General features: G+C 32.5%; 26 protein-coding genes. 23 read left to right on the forward strand and 3 right to left on the reverse strand.

What is annotated here, in order from left to right:
* Position 1: 1 nt before the first annotated feature.
* Genes KTF99_RS05215 through KTF99_RS05225 form a run of 3 tightly spaced genes read left to right on the forward strand, consistent with a single transcriptional unit; the run spans position 2 to position 3,445 of the window.
* Positions 2–694, forward strand: coding sequence for a phage tail protein (locus KTF99_RS05215; protein ID WP_029479898.1), 693 nt, complete (start codon positions 2–4; stop codon positions 692–694).
* Complete coding sequence (locus tag KTF99_RS05220; RefSeq protein ID WP_051397560.1) at positions 694–2,721, forward strand: phage tail spike protein; 2,028 nt, start codon at positions 694–696, stop codon at positions 2,719–2,721. The genes KTF99_RS05215 and KTF99_RS05220 overlap by 1 nt, the downstream gene beginning before the upstream one ends.
* Positions 2,708–3,445: a hypothetical protein gene (locus KTF99_RS05225; protein ID WP_117562121.1), complete on the forward strand. Its 738-nt coding sequence runs from the start codon at positions 2,708–2,710 to the stop codon at positions 3,443–3,445. The genes KTF99_RS05220 and KTF99_RS05225 overlap by 14 nt, the downstream gene beginning before the upstream one ends.
* Before the next feature lie 147 nt (positions 3,446–3,592).
* On the opposite strand, the gene KTF99_RS17375 is transcribed toward KTF99_RS05225, so the two are convergent.
* On the reverse strand, positions 3,593–3,715 hold the full coding sequence (locus KTF99_RS17375) for a hypothetical protein (RefSeq protein WP_256443918.1): 123 nt from the start codon (positions 3,713–3,715) through the stop codon (positions 3,593–3,595).
* Positions 3,716–3,743: 28 nt separating this feature from the next.
* Between KTF99_RS17375 and KTF99_RS05230 the strand changes: the two genes are divergently transcribed.
* The 10 genes from KTF99_RS05230 (at position 3,744) to KTF99_RS05275 (ending at position 7,744) form a co-directional block, all read left to right on the forward strand.
* Positions 3,744–4,346 (forward strand): Ig-like domain-containing protein, encoded by a 603-nt coding sequence (locus KTF99_RS05230; protein WP_254210097.1) that lies wholly within the window; start codon positions 3,744–3,746, stop codon positions 4,344–4,346.
* Positions 4,346–4,639 (forward strand): PF13754 domain-containing protein, encoded by a 294-nt coding sequence (locus tag KTF99_RS05235; protein ID WP_008791830.1) that lies wholly within the window; start codon positions 4,346–4,348, stop codon positions 4,637–4,639. Before KTF99_RS05230 ends, KTF99_RS05235 begins: the two co-directional genes overlap by 1 nt.
* Positions 4,621–4,893, forward strand: coding sequence for a hypothetical protein (locus tag KTF99_RS05240; RefSeq protein WP_008791829.1), 273 nt, complete (start codon positions 4,621–4,623; stop codon positions 4,891–4,893). The genes KTF99_RS05235 and KTF99_RS05240 overlap by 19 nt, the downstream gene beginning before the upstream one ends.
* Positions 4,894–5,058: a hypothetical protein gene (locus KTF99_RS05245; RefSeq protein ID WP_008791828.1), complete on the forward strand. Its 165-nt coding sequence runs from the start codon at positions 4,894–4,896 to the stop codon at positions 5,056–5,058.
* Entirely contained in the window at positions 5,048–5,236 is a 189-nt protein-coding gene (locus KTF99_RS05250) for a hypothetical protein (protein ID WP_029479909.1), read from the forward strand. The genes KTF99_RS05245 and KTF99_RS05250 overlap by 11 nt, the downstream gene beginning before the upstream one ends.
* A gap of 20 nt (positions 5,237–5,256) precedes the next feature.
* Positions 5,257–5,610 carry a hypothetical protein gene (locus KTF99_RS05255; RefSeq protein ID WP_117562124.1) on the forward strand — a complete coding sequence of 118 codons (354 nt, stop codon included), beginning with the start codon at positions 5,257–5,259 and terminating at the stop codon, positions 5,608–5,610.
* 70 nt (positions 5,611–5,680) lie between these two features.
* Positions 5,681–5,947 carry a phage holin family protein gene (locus KTF99_RS05260; protein ID WP_008791823.1) on the forward strand — a complete coding sequence of 89 codons (267 nt, stop codon included), beginning with the start codon at positions 5,681–5,683 and terminating at the stop codon, positions 5,945–5,947.
* A gap of 24 nt (positions 5,948–5,971) precedes the next feature.
* Positions 5,972–6,319: a hypothetical protein gene (locus tag KTF99_RS05265; protein ID WP_224209101.1), complete on the forward strand. Its 348-nt coding sequence runs from the start codon at positions 5,972–5,974 to the stop codon at positions 6,317–6,319.
* A gap of 38 nt (positions 6,320–6,357) precedes the next feature.
* Positions 6,358–7,503, forward strand: coding sequence for an SH3 domain-containing protein (locus KTF99_RS05270; RefSeq protein ID WP_217215476.1), 1,146 nt, complete (start codon positions 6,358–6,360; stop codon positions 7,501–7,503).
* Positions 7,504–7,507: 4 nt separating this feature from the next.
* Complete coding sequence (locus tag KTF99_RS05275; protein ID WP_029479921.1) at positions 7,508–7,744, forward strand: hypothetical protein; 237 nt, start codon at positions 7,508–7,510, stop codon at positions 7,742–7,744.
* A gap of 160 nt (positions 7,745–7,904) precedes the next feature.
* Here the strand turns inward: KTF99_RS05275 and KTF99_RS05280 are convergent, their stop codons facing one another.
* Positions 7,905–8,093, reverse strand: coding sequence for a hypothetical protein (locus KTF99_RS05280; protein WP_009300136.1), 189 nt, complete (start codon positions 8,091–8,093; stop codon positions 7,905–7,907).
* Positions 8,094–8,663: 570 nt separating this feature from the next.
* Between KTF99_RS05280 and KTF99_RS05285 the strand changes: the two genes are divergently transcribed.
* The 3 genes from KTF99_RS05285 (at position 8,664) to KTF99_RS05295 (ending at position 10,814) form a co-directional block, all read left to right on the forward strand.
* Positions 8,664–9,338 (forward strand): manganese catalase family protein, encoded by a 675-nt coding sequence (locus KTF99_RS05285; RefSeq protein WP_029479925.1) that lies wholly within the window; start codon positions 8,664–8,666, stop codon positions 9,336–9,338.
* A 152-nt stretch (positions 9,339–9,490) separates the two neighbouring features.
* Positions 9,491–9,649 (forward strand): hypothetical protein, encoded by a 159-nt coding sequence (locus KTF99_RS05290; protein WP_155854210.1) that lies wholly within the window; start codon positions 9,491–9,493, stop codon positions 9,647–9,649.
* A gap of 988 nt (positions 9,650–10,637) precedes the next feature.
* Complete coding sequence (locus KTF99_RS05295) at positions 10,638–10,814, forward strand: ferredoxin (RefSeq protein WP_008792279.1); 177 nt, start codon at positions 10,638–10,640, stop codon at positions 10,812–10,814.
* An 85-nt stretch (positions 10,815–10,899) separates the two neighbouring features.
* Here the strand turns inward: KTF99_RS05295 and KTF99_RS05300 are convergent, their stop codons facing one another.
* A complete protein-coding gene (locus KTF99_RS05300; RefSeq protein WP_217215479.1) occupies positions 10,900–11,079 on the reverse strand; it encodes a hypothetical protein in 180 nt (59 codons plus the stop codon).
* A gap of 610 nt (positions 11,080–11,689) precedes the next feature.
* On the opposite strand from KTF99_RS05300, the gene pyrF reads away from it, so the two are divergent.
* From pyrF to KTF99_RS05335, 7 genes are all read left to right on the forward strand, one after another.
* Positions 11,690–12,397 carry an orotidine-5'-phosphate decarboxylase gene (pyrF, locus tag KTF99_RS05305; RefSeq protein WP_003538080.1) on the forward strand — a complete coding sequence of 236 codons (708 nt, stop codon included), beginning with the start codon at positions 11,690–11,692 and terminating at the stop codon, positions 12,395–12,397.
* 12 nt (positions 12,398–12,409) lie between these two features.
* Positions 12,410–13,042, forward strand: a complete 633-nt coding sequence (gene pyrE / locus KTF99_RS05310; protein ID WP_217215481.1) for an orotate phosphoribosyltransferase — start codon at positions 12,410–12,412, stop codon at positions 13,040–13,042.
* Between the two features lie 122 nt (positions 13,043–13,164).
* Positions 13,165–13,986, forward strand: a complete 822-nt coding sequence (locus tag KTF99_RS05315; protein WP_008791815.1) for an ABC transporter permease — start codon at positions 13,165–13,167, stop codon at positions 13,984–13,986.
* A gap of 9 nt (positions 13,987–13,995) precedes the next feature.
* Complete coding sequence (locus tag KTF99_RS05320; RefSeq protein ID WP_008791814.1) at positions 13,996–14,823, forward strand: ABC transporter ATP-binding protein; 828 nt, start codon at positions 13,996–13,998, stop codon at positions 14,821–14,823.
* A gap of 9 nt (positions 14,824–14,832) precedes the next feature.
* A complete protein-coding gene (gene tagD / locus KTF99_RS05325) occupies positions 14,833–15,219 on the forward strand; it encodes a glycerol-3-phosphate cytidylyltransferase (RefSeq protein ID WP_008791813.1) in 387 nt (128 codons plus the stop codon).
* Positions 15,220–15,227: 8 nt separating this feature from the next.
* A complete protein-coding gene (locus KTF99_RS05330; RefSeq protein WP_003538086.1) occupies positions 15,228–17,444 on the forward strand; it encodes a bifunctional glycosyltransferase/CDP-glycerol:glycerophosphate glycerophosphotransferase in 2,217 nt (738 codons plus the stop codon).
* 35 nt (positions 17,445–17,479) lie between these two features.
* Positions 17,480–18,658: a CDP-glycerol glycerophosphotransferase family protein gene (locus KTF99_RS05335; RefSeq protein ID WP_003538088.1), complete on the forward strand. Its 1,179-nt coding sequence runs from the start codon at positions 17,480–17,482 to the stop codon at positions 18,656–18,658.
* Positions 18,659–18,660 lie beyond the last annotated feature (2 nt).

An 18,660-nucleotide genomic window follows, 5' to 3' on the forward strand; every position in this document is an offset into this window, starting at 1 on the left:
TGTGTACGATATTTATATTAATGATATAAGCTGTATTGAGCAGAAGATACTGCCGACAACAAGACCGGATATCCCTGCACCTGTTAAAAATTACAATGAATATGATATTCCCGGTCGTGACGGGAAACTGTATGAGGATCTGGGGACATATGATGATATTGAGATTACACTTACGTTCAACTATATGTGTGCGCCCGATCAGTGGCATGACACATTCAGGAAGTGTAAAAAAATGTTTCTAGATGCAAAAACTCTTGAATTCAGTGACGATAACGAGTTTTATCATCGTGTAAAAAAAGCAGTTATAAATACTAATGAAAGAGTATCAAAAAGAATTGGAAAGTTTTCTGTAGGTGTCACTCTTGATCCGTATTATTATTCGGTTTCAGGAAAATATAAATATCCATATAAAAAAGTCCTGTATAACGGTTATGAAAGAACCAGACCGCTTTATTTTATTACAGGTGAAGGAGTCTGCCATCTGGAAATAAACGGTACTGACATTAAATGCAATATTGGTCAGAATCTTGTAATTGATACATTTCTTAAAATAAGCTACCGCAGTGACGGTACGCTTCAAAATACAGCTGTCAGTGGAGATTATGAAGATATGCAGTTAAAAGAGGGCATGAATGAAATATCCATAACAGATGGATTTGAACTTATGATAATTCCCAACTGGAGGTGCAGATAATGATAGAAATATACAAACCTGAAAATACAGAATACAGCATGAATGGCGACATGACACTGAATCCGACAGAATGCATGTTAACTATGAATTTAAACGGTGCGTGGAGTGTTTCTATGACTCACCCGGTGGATGATAAACTTGAATATCTGACTGAAAATGCGGTCATATGCAGTGAAACACCAGTAGGGAAAAAACAGCTATTCAGGATCCGGAATATAACAAAAAATGACAGCAGTGTGACATGTACTGCATATCCGATATTTTTCGATTCTAAAAATGACTGTTTTCTTTTTGATGTAAGACCTACTGAAAAAAACGGTCAGGAAGCACTTGATATTATGCTAGCATCTAATGAAAAATACTCAGCATCATCAGATATCAAGGCTGTGAATACCAGTTATTATATCCAAAAAAACTTTATGGAGGCACTAAACGGCGATGATGAAAACAGCTTCACCAGCCGGTGGGGCGGGGAAATTTCTTATGATAATTTTACTGTTACAGTTAATGAGCATCTTGGTGCTGACAATGGACTTCGTGTAGAATTTGGATTTAATTTAATGGGAATCTCTGAAACTGTCGATATGACCGAAGTGGCAACACGTATCATACCAAAAAGTTATAACGGTTATATACTTCCGGATAATGAAACGGTCGACAGTCCAAATATAAACAAATATCCTGTGGTATATACCAGAGTAATTGAATATCAGGATATAAAGCTCAAGGAGGATGCACAGGAGGGTGATTTAGAAAATGGAATCACTGTATGCGAGTCTCTAGAGGATTTATATACAGCGCTGAGAAACAGGGCAGCAGACGAGTTTGAAAACGGTATTGACGTACCTTCGATTACCTATGATGTCGATATGGTCGATTTATCTAAAACAGATATGTATAAGGATTATAAGAAACTTTTAAATGTAAATCTTGGTGATACTGCACATATCGGACACAGAAGACTTAACATAACAACTGAGGCCAGAGTTATTTCTATGACATATGATATGATCACAAAAAAAGTAGATACTTTGACTTTAGGAGATTATATAAGCAGTTATTTTAGTGATATGGATTCTGTTATGAACAGAGTAGATAAAGTTATCGATAAATCGAACAATACCCTAATGGCAGAAAAAATAAGCGGTGTGATAAATCTTCTGACCACATCGCTGAAAGCACAGAAAGATATTGCCAAAAAGCAGGATGTAAGAGCAATTCTGTTTGAGGACATAGATAAAGACAGTCCGACTTTCGGGGCGCTGTGTATTGGTACTCAGGGCATTCAAATTGCAAAAAAGCGAAACGAGACTGATACAGACTGGAAGTGGGGAACTGCTATAAACTTTGAAAGTATAGTTGCTGACTACATAATTACCGGTATTCTAAGCGACAGGCAGGGCAACAGCTATTGGGATATGGATAAAGGTGAGCTTGTAACAAGATATATGAAAGCAACTGATGCCGAATTTTCAGGTACGGTAAAAGGTTCGACGATTGAAGGTGGAGAAATAAATGGGAGCAATATAGCTACAGATAAGGATATTACGATAGGAAGAAATATCCGTTTTTCTGGGAACGGCGATTTTGCTGCTGTTATGGGAACTAATACAGTTCTTAGATTTTTAAATTCGAATCCGCCTACAACATCTGTAGACGGTCCTAATGTTCAGCTTCTGGCATCCAATCATATATATATCAGCGGTTCAACGATCTCATCATCGGTTCCTATTACAGTAGGTTCAGACAAAAAATTAAAAAAGAATATAGAGGATATCGATCTCTCTGAATTAGTTGATATTTTAAAAATAAAAACATTTGATTATAAAAATGGAAAAGAAAATGCGATAGGTATTGTTGCACAGGATATTATAGATCATCCTTTAAGCATGTATATTCTGGATAAAAACCATGAAGGTATTTACAGCGTTGATTATAATGCCCTTTCGATGGCCGGTATTCAAAAAGTACAGAAACTGGAGAACAGAATAAAAAGACTGGAGGAAAAATTTAATGATAAAAATTAAAATTGACGGTTTGAATCTGTCATGTGGCACTGATGTTATTCCTGCTCAGGGGAGTGCCAATATTCCGGTTGTTATCGAACTGGAAAATCAGGAGGATTATTCCGGTTATGCGGTGGTACCGTATGTAGGATGGTTTGAAAACGGAGTACTGATTTCTACAGTTAGGGAACTTCAGAATAATTCATTTACAATTCCGGCTAATGCATTCAAACGTGGAGGAAAAATAAAAATCGCATTTGCATATATAAAAGATACTACCAAAATAAAAACATTTCCTATTAACTTTAATGTTGCAAATGCACCAGAGTCAGGAATTAAACTTCCCGATGATGGTACATGGGAAACACTGGTTTCAAATTTAGTTACAAATCTGTTTGAATCCCGTTTTGAAAATGAAATTAATGAGATTCTTGAAAATGCAAGGAAATTAAACAGTGCAACTGCCGACCTTCAGGAGCGGATCAATACAGCAATAAGCTATATGGGAAATTATGAATGGAACGGGACACAGATAAGATTTCAACTTGCTGATGGTTCGTGGGGTCCGTATCATGATCTGTCAGGTGATTTTGCATCAAAAAAATATGTTGATGATCACATTTTTGGTTCTGATAATCTTGAAGATACTTTAAATTTAAAAGATAAGAATATAACACTGCCAACTGAGATAAAAACTGGTGATACATCAATTGATTTATCTAAGTTGGTTTTTTATGAAGAATAAAGAAAGGAGCAAATAAATGGCAATACAAACAGTACAGGCAATTATCAACGGGGTTACGACTACATTGACTTTAAACAACCAGACCGGAAAATACGAGGCAACATTAACAGCCCCGGCAACTTCCAGTTATCCTAAAGAAGGACATTATTATCCCGTACAGATAAAGGCAACAGACAAAGCCGGCAATGCAGTGACTGTAGATGATAAGCATGAAACACTTGGTTCTAAACTGCGGTTAGTAGTTAAAGAAAAAGTAGCACCGACAATCACAATCTTAAAGCCAACAAGCGGTCAGCTTATGTCTCAAAACAAACCGGAAATCAGTTTTGAAGTTAAAGACAATGATTCAGGTGTTAATGAATCTACTGTTACATTAAAAATTGATAATAGTGCAGTAAGCGGATTGAGCAAGTCCGCTATCGAGGGAGGGTTTAGATATACTTATACTCCTGCAACTGCATTAAAAGATGGTGAACACACTGTTACGGTAAATGCGAGCGACAATGATGGAAATGCTGCGACACCTGTAACGTTGACATTCAGGGTACTGGCAACTGCACCTAACTTGTCTATTACCAGTCCGGAAGACGGTTCTTGGCATAAAAATGCATCTGTAGCTTTTGCCGGTTCAACAAACGGAGCTAGATTAACTGTCAAAGTAGGGAATGGAAATGCTCAGAATGTACCAATCAGTGACGGTACGTTTACAGGAAACGTTACTTTAGTTGAGGGTGCTAATACCGTTACATTTGTAGCTACAAGTGCCAGCGGTGTCGATACAACAATTACACGTACTTTAAATCTGGATACAAAAGCACCGGTAATTACAAACGTTACGATTACACCGAATCCGGTCGATGGCGGCAAGACGTATGTCGTTGCAGTAGAAGTAACAGACTAATGGTTGAAAAGGTAATAGGAAAAAATCCAAACTTTGAGATTATTTTCTATTTCACTGAAGGACAAAGATGGGAGGCGGAACTGCCTCCTAATTTATCCGGTGAATACTATATTGATCTGTATGCATACGATAAAGCCGGAAATGTAGGATATATGTCTAAAGCATTATTTGAAGTGGATACTACAAATTTATGCTGGCATATTAAAATTATTGACTACGATGTAACAGTAAGGTTTAAAAATGACTATAAATGTATGATAAGGGAGGTAATGCCGTGTGCAGTGAAGAATTAAAGCTGATTGCAGGTGAAAATCTTAAAACGGTTTTTTCGGTGCACAGCAGGAAAGAACAGAATTTTTCTATTAACAGAGCATACGTTGAACTTATGCAGTATGGTGAGAATATAAAGCAGATTGACTGCGAAATAGATGAACACGATATTGAATTTATGCTAAGTATAGACGAGCCCGGCCGCTACGATCTTATCGTGACATATTTTATTGCTGATGAAACGCTGAAAGAAATGTTTAAAGTGGAGGTAAGATAAATGAGTTATAAAATTCTTGATGTTGAACTGACAAAATCCACTTTGGCAGTTAAAGAGCAGTTTATTATACGTGTTTCTATAGGAACGTGGGATTTTGTTGGAAAAAACTACAGCTGGAAAAACCTTTACGATTTAAAGAAGTGGGGTGATCTGATTGGCGGTTAATATCCCTGCAAAAATTACAGTACCGCCGGATATCGATATGAGCGATCCTGCCGATATTCGGGAGGTATGGAGTGAGATTAAGACTACAATACAGTATATTAATAAACTTATCGATGTGCTTAATGATCATAAAGAAACACTTGGATTAGCGGTATACTATGATGAGAGTGTTGGATGATTTAAAAAACAGGAGGAAATATGGGTAAACTTAAAGATATGAACGGTAAAAAAATTCTGTTGGGAACTATTCTTTTCGACGGCGACACAACAGCTAATTTTACTTTGAAAGATTACTATACGAACTATGACTATATAGAAGTTATCTGGCGTCCGCATTCTACTTTGGGGCAGTGTTCGGATATGATGATACCAACGAAAGACAGTAAGATGCATTTGGAACGTGCACAGGCTATAAATGGTGTTACTACTGTTTATCGGTGTCAGTTGGCTTTTAGTGGAAAAAATGTATCACTTTCTGGCCGTACTCAGGTTATTAACGGTAATGCAGTTGACGCAGTAGAAGAACATATTTTAAGAGTAATTGGTTATTAGGACACAGAAGTATGTGTCTTTTTATATTGCCTCAGGATGGCATAAAAATCGTCTGGAAAGAAGGTAAAATATGGATTTAGGTTTTATTTCAAATTATTTTGTTCCGGTCGTAATGGCCGGATGTCTAGCAACTGGATATGTTGTTAAAAAATGGATAAAAGATGTTGATAATAAATGGATTCCTACAGTTGTGTTTTTCGAGGGTGCTGCATTAAACTGCATCGTATCCGGAAATGTAACAGTAGAAACAGTTGTAGCCGGTGCAGTATGCGGTTTAGCTAGTACCGGATTGCATCAGGCTTTTACTCGAATTATCGAAAATAAAAAAGAGGAGTAACAGATCCTGATGCAAGAATTTTTAATGAGTACATGGTCTATTGTCTTAACTGCTGCAGTTGGTTATCTTGTAACTAATTCCAGAGACAGTAAGAAAAGTCGAAAAAAACTCGAAGAAAAAAGAGAGCAGGAGAAATTAGACCAGACTAAAAGACAAATTGTTATGGAAGAGGCGCTATGTGCAATGTTACATGAACGTATCGTTCGTTTTTGTGAGCGGTTGCTGATAATCGGTTATGTTACTGCTGATGATCTAAAGGAACTGGACTACCTTTATAATCCCTACAGGGCTTTAGGAGGTAATGGAACAGCAGAAAGATTATATAACAAAGTGCAGCAGCTTCCATTGAGAGTAGAAAACGGAGCGGAGTGATTCCGCTCTTTTAAATTAAATTCAGGAGGAAAAACAAAATGGAAATCAAACAAAATTTAGTAAGCTCAAGCAAATATGATATTAAGTGTCCTTATGAAAGAACACCACAATTTTACGTTGTACACAACACATATAATGATGCTCCAGCAAAAAATGAAGTTTCATATATGATTGGGAACAATAACAAAGTATCATTTCATTGGGCTGTTGATGATGTAGAAGCCATTCAAGGTTTACCTGAGAATAGAAGTGCTTTTGCTTCTGGTGATGGTAAAAGAGGACAAGGAAATTTATATGGTATTCATGTTGAAATTTGCTATTCTAAATCTGGTGGCGATAGATTTAATAAAGCTGAACAAAATGCCGCTAAACTTATTGCAGATGGTTTAAAAGCACATGGCTGGGGTATTGATAAAGTTAAAAAACACCAAGATTTTGCTGATAAATATTGCCCACATAGAACACTAGATATGGGGTGGCAAAGATTTTTAAACATGGTACAAGCTAATCTTGACGGAAATGCTCAACCATTACCACAACCAACACCAGATAATGGAACATCAGTAAATTATCAAGTACGAATTACTGCAAATAGTGGATTAAATGTTCGTTCTGCTGCTTCTGCTAGTGCTTCTAAAGTAACTGCATTAGCTAAAGGAACTGTAGTTGCTGTAGATAGAGAATCTAATGGATGGTTACATATCAGTCAAGGATGGATTTCGGCTGAATATACTGAAAGAGTTTCTAGCGGATCTTCAGTTAATTATAAGGTTAAAGTTACTGCAAACTCAGGATTGAACGGTCGTTCTACTCCAAGCACTTCAGGAAGCAAAGTTACTGCTTATGCTAAAGGAACAGTCTTAAACATTTCAAAAGAACAAAATGGTTGGGGATATACTGGCGCTTGTTGGGTTAAATTAGAATATACTGAAAAAGTAAGTTCTAATAACACATCAAACACTTTAGGTACTTATGAAGTAACTGCCTCTGATTTAATTGTGCGTGATGCCCCAAACGGAAAACCAGTTGGTCATAACAAATTAACCGCTGATGGTAAAAATCACGATAAAGACAAGGATGGCGCTTTGGATCGTGGTACACGTGTAACTATCTCTAAAATTCAAAATGGTTGGGGAAAATGTCCAAGCGGATGGGTTTCTATGCAATATTTAAAAAAGGTATAGCAATATGAAACACATAGAAGTATCAATTTTAGCCATTCTAGTGCTGTTATCATTACTATTAGGAATTGCCCTGGTACAAGAAAAACAAGTATCCCGTAATCTAAAAATTAAGCTGGAGTTAACAAATCGAGAATTACAGGATACTCAAGGCGATAGAGATTATTATAAATCTCAATACCAGAAATACTACGAGCTATCTGAAGAACTCCAAAATCAGATGGGTGTTTATGCTTATGAATAAAGTTTATCTAAAACACGGTGCTGAAGATGTTCATGGTAGCAAATTAAATACCCGAATAGAATACACCCTTATACATAAGGGGCTATCTCATAGTATAATCACTTCTGGATATGGTAAAAAAATATATATCAATAATAAATATTTAAAAATCAAACCTAACTCATTTTTTTGAGTTAGGTTTTTTTGCTTTTTCAATTGTTTCGATCATTGCTTCGCGAAATACTTCACTTTGCGAGATTCCTAGAGATTTACAAGCCGACTTGAATTCCTGTACAAATTCTTTTTTGTATTTGGCATTTACAAAAGCCATATTTTTTTTGTCGTATTTTTCCTGTGGCCGTTCATTCATTCTTGTTTACCTCTTTTAAAATATAAAGACAAATTAAAACTGTCAATATATTAATGATTAATTTTACGATTCCTAAAAGTGAGTTGTTGAATTCAAGCAAATCAGGTATAGAATCTATTAGAATAAGACCGATCAAGAGATTTAAAATTTTTTCACTTTTCATAGATATTGTTTTAAGTTATGGTATAATATATTATAGGTAAGGGGAATTACTTCCCCTTGTGAGACTTACGGTAGATATTATATGTTGCTAAAGCGATTGCAAGTTGAATTAGCTTATATACAATATCGAGTAAGTCTTTTAAATTGTTCTTATCCACAACTTAATTACCTCCTTTCTTTACAATATTATTATAACATACGTATATACGTATGTAAAGTGTTTTTGATTACAAATAAAAAAATTGTGGAACGATTTTGGAATAAAAAGATAATTATTTTAATAGATAGGGAAAAATAAATGAAAATTAGACTAAGTAAAATAAAGTATTTATGATAAATAAAACATTAAAATGGTTTTCCCGTATAGAAATAAAAAATATGGACAATACTTATTTTGAGGTGAAAGTAATGTTTAAATATGAAAGTCGGTATTTATGTCCAGTAAAAGTAGATCGTCCCAACCCTAATTATGCAGCTCTTTTACAGGAACAGTTGGGTGGACCACAGGGAGAATTAAAGGCGGCGATGCAATATTTCGCTCAAAGTTTTCGTATTAAGGATAAAGAAATCAGAGATTTATTCTTGGATATTGCAACGGAAGAGTTATCTCATTTAGAAATGATTGCACAATTGATAAATTTATTAAATGGAGAGAATCCAAATGCTAACGAGGCAGATATTGGAAGTGTTGAGGCACATGTATTAACAGGATTAACCCCGATGCTGGCAAATGCATCTGGTTATTTGTGGACTGCAGCATATGTTAATGAAACAGGCGATCTTGCCGCTGATATTTTGTCTAATATAGCATCTGAACAGCGTGCAAAGGTTGTTTATCAAAATTTATATCGTCAAATAGATGACAGTGGTGTTAGGGAAACAATTGATTTCTTATTAAATCGTGAAGAAGCTCATAATACAATGTTTCGTCAGGCATTTAATAAGATTCAAGATTCTGCTGAATCACAAAAAGATTGGGGAGTCACAAGGGATTCCTTAATATATTTTGATTTATCAGATTTGGATGGTCAAAATTTTAATCCAAATGATGTACCACCAAGTTTTAATTTAGATAAGTTTTAGTCATGTAAGAACACTTTGAAAGGTGTTCTTTTTGTTATGAAATAAATTAAAAATCTAATCTTTTAATTCTTTGAGTCCTTTATAGTCTATAAATTTATAGCATACAGCAATATACATCATATGCTATAATTTATAAGAAGGGGAGATTTAGTATGGAAAGGCTAGATGAACTAGCAGAAATGCTCAACCGCGCTAAAAAAATTCTAGAAAGTGAAGGGAAGGATCTTGATAAAGTAATTAAGGAATTGAGAATGATCAGGGAGTCAATAGACGATATTAAAAATGAATTAATTTCGTACAGTAAAATTTAGATATGCAAAAAAGCCAGATTTTTTATTATCTGGCTTTTTTGTTTACAGATGGCAAAACAAATTTAACAATCTTTAAAGATGAGTATAAAGATGACGCAAAATTAATTTTGCTGTACAATTAAGAAATTATACATTAATATATATGCAGTTATATTAGTGTACAGTACAAAATTTAAATATATTTTATTAGAATTAATTAAAAAACTGATTAATAAATCAGCTTTTTAATATACAGTGGAATTTTAACAAAGGATCTATAATAAAATGTGTGATGTATTAATAATTACACATATATGTTATGCTCACTAATAATTATTTTAATCATAATTTTTATAAATTAAATACACTCTAAAAGGTATAATATATATAGATGGTGTACATCTTTTATTGTAAAAAGAAAAACACAGCGACATGGGAATGGAACGCTGTGTTTTCTTTAGCATAATTTTAATTATGCTGGAAGCATGGTATTTACAATTACCATACTATAATCTTAGTATATATTAATTTATTATGTTGCACAATATTGTTTTTTTTAGCTAACAAAAAAGAGAACAAGCCCAAAACGGGAGAGGTGAACTTGTACTCTTTGTATACTTTCGAATATTGTTAATGGGAGAGGAACAATATTCTATTGTACAAAAATAATATTTGTACGCAATCTATTCTACTACATTATACAAAATATGCAAATGTATTAAACTTTTAAATAAAAGAGCACAAGGCTCTATCGAGGAGATATCTTTTTTGTGCTCTTGGTTGGGTATGGCTAAGGGGAAAGGAGGACCATACCCTATTATACAACTATTGGAATTATAGTGGGGATCAATAATTGTACAATATCAATTATAGTTATTTGTCATTTTTTATCAACTCATATACTTAATACTCAATATTTGATTGAATAAGTAATACTTTTTAGTATGGAAAAACATATTGTAAAATATAGTTATTTATTATATAGTAAACACATAAAGGAGGATTTACAATGGCTAAAATTACAGTAAATGAATCTTGTATTGGGTGTGGAACTTGTGTAGGTGTTGCACCAGATGTTTTTGAAATGAATGATGAAGGGTTATCATCTGTTATTGGTGATGATGTCGATTCAGCTAAAGAAGCTGCTGAATCTTGCCCTGTAGAAGCAATCGAAGTGGAAGATTAATCAAAAAAATAGAGAGTTATAGTGATAAAGGAGTGTTCGATTAGAGCGCTCCTTTAAGCATTGTAGCTATTAGTAACTTACATATTTATTCTAGATAACTTGTGGTATGGCTTATAATTCTTTTTTGTTTTTCAATATCATGCTTGCAATTAATGATCATTTCATCTTTATTTGGTATGTCAGATATTTCTAAAAGTTTCAGTTTTTCTTCCAGTACCTTTAATTTTGTTTTTGCTTCTTGCAGTTTTCTGTCCTTTAAATTCATATTTAACACCTCATTAGTATTATAATAAAAAAAGCAATGAATACTCAAGATTGTGTTGAATAAAAGTGTTTTGTACACTAAGATACTAAAGGAGGTTATATGGATATGTCAAAGGACAATACATTATTTAGAAAAAATACAAATACTTTTTTAAAGTCTAGTATTTAAATATAAATATCAACTGCTAAATTTCTGCTAAAAATTAAACATAAATAAAAAAATGGTTCTAAAATGCACATTATAGAGGACGGTATATAACCGTATGGGATAATCCCTACGGGATTAAACTGGTATATCTTAACTATGCAGAAGTTAGGATATACTTTTTTTTGAATTTGATTCTTCGTTAGATTATTAATTGCTGGTTTAAAACGACAGTTTTGCCATCCTGTTTAAAGAACGAGCGCACAGGTTGATAGCAATTATAATTATTTATAAAATGGTAAGAAAATTATTTTTTATTGGTTTAAATTAAAATAATTAAAATGATATTCCGGATAACCCTAAGAAAAAATCATATAAAATTGAAAAAAGTATTTGCATAAAAAATTAATTTAATAATGTATTAATTTTGATAATTTGATATAATCAAATTAATGTGGAGGTATGTATGACAGATAGTAGAATTTGTATTGCCTTGGATTTTCAAAATAAGGCAGAAGTAAAAGAATTTTTGGAAAAATTCAATGATGAAAAACTATATGTAAAAGTTGGAATGGAACTATTTTATGGTGAAGGTATTGAAATCATCAAAATGATTAAAGAAATGGGACATAACATTTTTTTAGATTTAAAATTACATGATATTCCTAATACTGTAAAAAGTGCAATGAAGCAACTAGCAAAATTAGAAGTAGATATGGTCAATGTTCATGCTTCAGGAAGTATCGCAATGATGAAAGCTGCAATTGAAGGATTAGAAGCAGGCAAGACAGGTGATAAACGACCTTTATGTATCGCCGTTACATGTTTAACGTCACTTGATCAAGAAGTGCTAGATAACGAGCTTTTAATTAACGATACATTAGAAAATGTCGTTTTAAAGTGGGCTACTAATGCTAAAGAAGCAGGACTTGATGGTGTTGTTTGTTCACCATTAGAATCTAAAGTGATTCATGATAATTTAGGAATGGAATTCATAACAGTAACGCCAGGAATTCGTTTAGCTGATGATAGCGTAAATGATCAAAAACGGGTTACTACTCCGGCGATGGCACGCGAATTAACATCTAGTTATATCGTAGTAGGTAGAACGATTACTGGATCTGCTGATCCATACGCAACATATAAAAAAGTATATCAAGATTTTCAAGGGTAGAGGAGAAGAATAATGAAAGAATTAATTGCTAAAGATTTATTAGATATTCAAGCGGTTTTTTTAAGACCAAATGAACCATTTACATGGGCTAGTGGAATTAAATCACCGATTTATTGTGATAATCGTTTAACATTATCATATCCAAAAGTTCGTAAAGATGTAGAAACTGGGCTAGCTAAATTAGTTCAAGAAAATTTTCCAGAAGCAGAATGCTTAATGGGAACAGCTACTGCGGGAATTGCTCATGCTGCATTAGTGGCAGATATTTTGGAATTACCAATGGGATATGTCCGTGGTGGGGCAAAAAGCCATGGTCGTAACAATCGGATCGAAGGAAAAGTAGAACCCGGCATGAAAGTTGTTGTGGTAGAAGACCTGATTTCAACGGGGGGGAGTTCATTAGAATGCGTTGAAGCGCTAAAAAAAGCCGGTTGCGAAGTAATTGGAATGATTGCTATTTTCACATATGGATTACCAAAAGCAACAATTAATTTTGAAGCGGCTGAATGTAAATATGTAACATTGACTGATTATGATACATTGATCGGTGTAGCAAAAGAAAATGACTATATTAAAGAAGCTGATATGGAAAAATTAAAGGCTTGGAAAAAAGATCCAAGTGACGAAAGCTGGATGAGTAAATAGAAGGTAAAAACACCTTCTTTTTTTATATTTTCCCCCTAAAATAAAGATATTTTAATTGCATTATCATTGTGCTATAATTATAATGCTATTGTTGTAAATAAAAGTAGCTTTGGAGGTAGAAAATGCTAAAAAGTATTAAATATGTTCTAAAAGAGAATTTCACAAATTTATTTAGAATATATTCAATTTCGAAATATGAATTATTATCTGATATTCGTGATTCCCGTTTGGGGATTTTTTGGAATTTTGCTAATCCATTAATTCAAATTTTAACATATTATTTTGTTTTTGGTTTAGTAATGAATCGTAAAGATGTAGATGGAATTCCTTTTATTCAATGGATGTTGGCGGGAATGGTTGTTTGGTTTTTTATTAATCCTTGTATTACTCAAGGGGCTAATGCCATTTTTTCAAAGACGGGTGTAATTACTAAAATGAAATTTCCAGTTAGTGTTTTACCAGCTACGGTAGTTTTAAAGGAATTATTTAATCATGCCTGTATATTGCTTTTAATGATTATTTTTTATTGTACTCAAGGTGTCTATCCATCAATCGAGTGGTTGGGAATTATATATTATTGCTTTGCGGCCTGCTGTTTTGCTGTGAGTTTAGCGATGATTACATCTGTGCTTAATATGATTGCTCGAGATACTCGTAAGTTGATTTTAGCGTGTATGCGTTTGATTTTATATTTAACACCTATTTTATGGCCGATTTCTCGTTTTAGTGAACAGACGTTATTGTTTGATATTATTCGTTTTGTCATGAAAATCAATCCAATCTATTATATTGTATGTGGGTATCGAGATTGTTTTTTATATCACCTTGGATTTATGCATTATTGGAAACAAATGCTGGCTTTCTGGGGGATTACTGGAATACTGTTTGTTGTTGGCTGTTATATGATGTATAAATTCAAACATAAATTTATTGATATGATCTAGGTGGTAGAAATGGAAAATTACGCAATTAAATTTGAAAATGTTTCAAAAATATATAAATTGAAAAAGAAAAATGATGGTAATACTAAAAGTAGTGAAACAAAAAGATTTTATGCTTTAAAAAATATTAGTTTTGAAATCCCACAAGGGGAAGTAGTAGGGATTTTAGGAACTAATGGCTCAGGAAAATCAACTCTGTCACTTATCTTGGCGGGAATTAGCGAAATCGATGAGGGTGTCATGCATATTAATGGTGAACAATCATTGGTTGCTATTAATACCGGTTTAAATAAACAGCTAACAGGTTTAGAAAACATTAATGTTAAAGGTGCTTTATTAGGACTATCAAAAAAGCAGATTCAGGAGATTATTGATGGTGTTATTGAATTTGCGGAGCTAGGAGATTTTTTATATCAACCTGTAAAAAAATATTCTAGCGGGATGAAATCACGACTTGGTTTTTCAATCTCTTTATATTTAAATCCAGATATTATTATCGTTGATGAAGCTTTATCGGTAGGTGATAAAGGTTTTGCACAAAAGTGCATAAATAAAATGAATGAATTAAAAGATGAAGGTAAAACGATTATATTTATTTCACATTCATTGCCTCAAGTTCGAAATTTTTGTCAAACAGCAATGTGGATTGAGGGAGGAATGTTAAAAGAATATGGTGAAGTCGGGGAAGTATGTGATCATTATGGTGAATATGTTGATTACTATAACAGTTTAACGAACAAAGAAAAGGCTAAAATAAGAGATAATAAATTTAAAAAACGAATTGTTCAAAATCCTCAAATTGGATTTTGGGAAAAAGTTTTAGATCGGATAAAAGGATAGGTGAAAATAATGAAGAAGGTTATTACATACGGAACATTTGATTTATTTCATGTAGGTCATTTGAATATTATTAAAAGAGCAAAAGCGCTGGGTGATTACTTGATTGTTGCGGTAAGTAGTGATGCATTTAATGCGCAGAAGGGGAAAAAGGCATATCATAGTGATCATGATCGAAAATTGATTTTAGAGGCGATTAGATACGTTGATGAAGTTATTTTTGAGGAATCTTGGGATCAAAAAATTAAAGATGTTCAAGAACATGATGTAGATGTATTTGTAATGGGTGATGATTGGGAAGGTAAATTTGATTTTTTAAAGGATTACTGTGAAGTTGTCTATTTACCAAGAACTGATGGTATTTCAACAACAAAAATTAAGGACGATCTACATAAATAGGTGTAAAGATGAAACTTAGTATAATTATCCCTTACGATCGTTACAAACAGTATTTACATGATTGTCTAGAAAGTGTTTATGAACAGCGGTTAAATGATTATGAAACTTTACTTGTTGTAAATAATAAAAAAGAGATTGATCAAGATATCAAAGCGTATGATATTAATTTAAAAATCCTTGAAGCTGGAGAAAATTCTAGTGTTGCTAAAAAAAGAAATATTGGCTTAGAACAGGCAAGTGGTGAATATATCTATTTTATTGATTGTGATGATTATTTGATGCCAAATACTTTAAAATTATTAATTACTTGTGCTAATCAAAATGATTTAGATTTAGTTGCAGGAATTAGACGCTTTACATGGTTCAAAAAGAAAGTTTTTGAGACCATGGGTGATGAAAAAAATAATGAATTAAACTTAAAAGATAAAGATCATGATTATGATGATAAATTTATTGAAAAAGTATATGACCAAAATAATGTTGATGAATATATGGTAGATGTTTTAATTCGGAGCCGACATGCTATTCGTAATATTTCTGTCTTAAATGTTTTAATAAAAAAGAAACTGATTGATGAGCATCAAATTCGTTTTAACGAAGATTTTTTCTATTACACTGATGTTCCTTTTGTAATCCAATTAGTTAATTACGCAAAGAGTTTTGATCGTGTTGAACAAGCAATTTTTGTTAAAAGAAAACATAATGATCCAATCAATACACCTGCTTTATCACAAATAAAAGATTCTGAAAATAAATTTGATGAATTTTTGATGGCTTATCGCTATAGTGCTTCTTTAGTAGCTCCAGATAGTTATATTCGTTATTATTTAGATTCGAAAATGCTTAGATATTACACAAAGTTTTTTGCACGAAAGATTCGGCGCAGTAAAGATGATATTTGGCGTAACGAACGATTTAAAGCAATGGGAGAAATATTAAAAAATATTCATCCTCGTTTATTGAATAAAAGTTCTCGTTATAGTAAAAAAATGATCAAAGCTGGTCTAAATGGTGATCTTGAGTTAGCAAAGAAGACTGTAAGCCGGCATTTAGCAAAAATAAAGTTTAAAAAGATCTTAAAAAATAAAAACGAGATGAATAAATATTTATATCGTCATAAATATATTAATAAACCGCTTGAAGAAAATACGGTTATGTTTGAAACTTTTATGGGAAAAAGTTATGCAGATTCACCTAAATATATTTATGAATATTTGGCGAAGAATTATCCAGGTAAATATAAGTTTATTTGGGTATTAAATGATCCTAAAGAAAAATTGCCTTACGAAGGTAAGATTGTCAAAAGATTCACAAGGGAATATGCTTATTATTTAGGCGTTTCTAAATATTTTGTTTTTAATATTCGTCAGCCATTATGGTTTAGAAAGCGGGAGGAACAAGTTTTTTTAGAAACGTGGCACGGAACGCCACTGAAACGTTTAGCGTTTGATCAAGAAGAGGTTACTGCTGCTTCGCCGACCTATAAAGCTCAATTTTATCGTCAAAAACAAGAATGGGATTATTTGATTGCACCGAATAAATTCTCTAGTGATATTTTCAAAAGTTGTTTTATGTACGATGGTAACATGCTGGAAACAGGATATCCAAGAAATGATTTATTATCGTTACCAAACCGTGATGCAATAGCTTTAGAATTGAAGAAAAAATTAGGGATTCCTCTAGATAAAAAGACTATTTTGTATGCTCCGACATGGCGTGATGATGAGTATTATGGAAATGGTAAATATAAGTTTAAATTGAAATTAGATTTAGATTTATTAAAGCAGCAGCTTGGTGATGAATATGTTGTATTGTTAAGAACACATCATTATATTGCTGATGCATTAGATGTTACGGGACTAGAAGAGTTTGCGTATAATTTGAGTAAGTATGATGATATTACAGAAATTTATTTAATTAGTGATATTTGTATTACGGATTATTCTAGTGTGTTTTTTGACTATGCTAATTTAAAAAGGCCGATGTTATTCTATACGTATGATTTAGATAAATATCGTGATGTATTAAGAGGTTTTTATATTGATATGGAAACAGAATTACCAGGACCATTGGTTTATACTACTGAAGAAGTTATTGATAAAATCAAGAATCTGAATAGTTTGAATCAAGAATATCAACAACGTTATGAACAATTTTATGAACGTTTTTGTTCATGGGAAGATGGGAATGCTGCTATGCGAGTTGTTGAAGCAGTTTTTAAATAAGGGGTTTACCCCTTATTTTTATGGGAGGAAAGTAAATGAAAATATTAAAGAAACTACTCGGTAAGTTAATCAGAATTTTATATCGATTCGTATATCGATTTATTCCTTGTCAGGAAAAAACAATTCTTTTTATTTCTTTTCATGGTCGCGGTTATTCTGATAATCCAATGGCAATTCACCAATATCTTTCAAAACATTCACAATATGCTGATTATCGTTGCATTTATGCAATAAAAAATCATAAACAAAAAAAATTAAAAATTGAAAATGCTAGAATTATTGAGTATTTTAGTATTGCTTATTTTTTCTATCTAGCGCGTAGTAAATATTGGATTGCTAATTGCAAGCTCCCAAAATATGTTTTGAAAAAAGATAGCCAAGTTTATTTACAAACATGGCATGGGACACCATTAAAAAAATTAGCACATGATATTGAAGTTCCAGAAGGAACAACCTTTTATCGTAGTGAAATGAGCGTTGAAGAAATGCGTTCAACCTACGATAATGATGTAAGTAAGTATAATTATATGATTAGTCCTAGTGCTTTTACAACTGAAGTCTTTCAAAGTGCTTTTGCGATTGAGAGAGAGCGCTTGATTGAAACGGGATATCCACGAAATGATATTTTATCAAATTATAATTCTGATGATATAAAAAAAATAAAAGATAAATTAAATTTACCTGAGGGTAAGAAGATAATTTTATATGCGCCAACTTGGCGTGACAATTCATATAATTTAAAAGGGTATACATTTAAATTAGAAGTTGACTTTAAAAAGTGGCAAAAAATTCTAGGTACAGATTATATTGTTATTTTTAAACCCCATTATTTAATTGTAAATGATTTTGATTTAGAGGCAGTTAAAGAATTTGTCTACTACATTGATCCTAAAGAAGATATTAGCAGCTTGTATTTAATTGCCGATGTCTTAGTTACAGATTATTCAAGTGTATTTTTTGATTATGCAATATTAAAACGACCAATTTATTTTTTTATGTATGATTTAGACACTTATCGTGATGAGTTAAGAGGCTTTTATTTAGATATTTATCATGATTTACCAGGCGATGTTATTGAAAGTGAGGATGAATTGATCCAAAAAATTTTCTCTGAAAAATTTGACTATAATCGATTGCAAATATTTAATGAACAGTTTAATAATCATGAAGATGGCAATGCGAGTAAACGGGTTATTGAAATTTTATTAAAGTAGGT

Source organism: Erysipelatoclostridium sp. MSK.7.34, from assembly GCF_019041935.1.
GTDB lineage: Bacteria > Bacillota_I > Bacilli_A > Erysipelotrichales > Coprobacillaceae > Thomasclavelia > Thomasclavelia ramosa.

Bases quoted from the DNA above. Each gene is read 5' to 3' on its own strand.
- KTF99_RS05245 (WP_008791828.1), top strand. From the start codon at position 4,894: ATGAGTTATAAAATTCTTGATGTTGAACTGACAAAATCCACTTTGGCA.
- KTF99_RS05230 (WP_254210097.1), top strand. From the start codon at position 3,744: ATGTCTCAAAACAAACCGGAAATCAGTTTTGAAGTTAAAGACAATGAT.
- KTF99_RS05290 (WP_155854210.1), top strand. From the start codon at position 9,491: ATGGAAAGGCTAGATGAACTAGCAGAAATGCTCAACCGCGCTAAAAAA.
- KTF99_RS05220 (WP_051397560.1), top strand. From the start codon at position 694: ATGATAGAAATATACAAACCTGAAAATACAGAATACAGCATGAATGGC.
- KTF99_RS05270 (WP_217215476.1), top strand. From the start codon at position 6,358: ATGGAAATCAAACAAAATTTAGTAAGCTCAAGCAAATATGATATTAAG.
- KTF99_RS05225 (WP_117562121.1), top strand. From the start codon at position 2,708: ATGATAAAAATTAAAATTGACGGTTTGAATCTGTCATGTGGCACTGAT.
- pyrF (WP_003538080.1), top strand. From the start codon at position 11,690: ATGACAGATAGTAGAATTTGTATTGCCTTGGATTTTCAAAATAAGGCA.
- KTF99_RS05330 (WP_003538086.1), top strand. From the start codon at position 15,228: ATGAAACTTAGTATAATTATCCCTTACGATCGTTACAAACAGTATTTA.
- KTF99_RS05265 (WP_224209101.1), top strand. From the start codon at position 5,972: ATGAGTACATGGTCTATTGTCTTAACTGCTGCAGTTGGTTATCTTGTA.
- KTF99_RS05255 (WP_117562124.1), top strand. From the start codon at position 5,257: ATGGGTAAACTTAAAGATATGAACGGTAAAAAAATTCTGTTGGGAACT.
- tagD (WP_008791813.1), top strand. From the start codon at position 14,833: ATGAAGAAGGTTATTACATACGGAACATTTGATTTATTTCATGTAGGT.
- KTF99_RS05335 (WP_003538088.1), top strand. From the start codon at position 17,480: ATGAAAATATTAAAGAAACTACTCGGTAAGTTAATCAGAATTTTATAT.
- KTF99_RS05280 (WP_009300136.1), bottom strand. From the start codon at position 8,093: ATGAATGAACGGCCACAGGAAAAATACGACAAAAAAAATATGGCTTTT.
- KTF99_RS05260 (WP_008791823.1), top strand. From the start codon at position 5,681: ATGGATTTAGGTTTTATTTCAAATTATTTTGTTCCGGTCGTAATGGCC.
- KTF99_RS05285 (WP_029479925.1), top strand. From the start codon at position 8,664: ATGTTTAAATATGAAAGTCGGTATTTATGTCCAGTAAAAGTAGATCGT.
- KTF99_RS05295 (WP_008792279.1), top strand. From the start codon at position 10,638: ATGGCTAAAATTACAGTAAATGAATCTTGTATTGGGTGTGGAACTTGT.
- KTF99_RS05300 (WP_217215479.1), bottom strand. From the start codon at position 11,079: ATGAATTTAAAGGACAGAAAACTGCAAGAAGCAAAAACAAAATTAAAG.
- pyrE (WP_217215481.1), top strand. From the start codon at position 12,410: ATGAAAGAATTAATTGCTAAAGATTTATTAGATATTCAAGCGGTTTTT.
- KTF99_RS05320 (WP_008791814.1), top strand. From the start codon at position 13,996: ATGGAAAATTACGCAATTAAATTTGAAAATGTTTCAAAAATATATAAA.
- KTF99_RS05235 (WP_008791830.1), top strand. From the start codon at position 4,346: ATGGTTGAAAAGGTAATAGGAAAAAATCCAAACTTTGAGATTATTTTC.
- KTF99_RS05315 (WP_008791815.1), top strand. From the start codon at position 13,165: ATGCTAAAAAGTATTAAATATGTTCTAAAAGAGAATTTCACAAATTTA.
- KTF99_RS05275 (WP_029479921.1), top strand. From the start codon at position 7,508: ATGAAACACATAGAAGTATCAATTTTAGCCATTCTAGTGCTGTTATCA.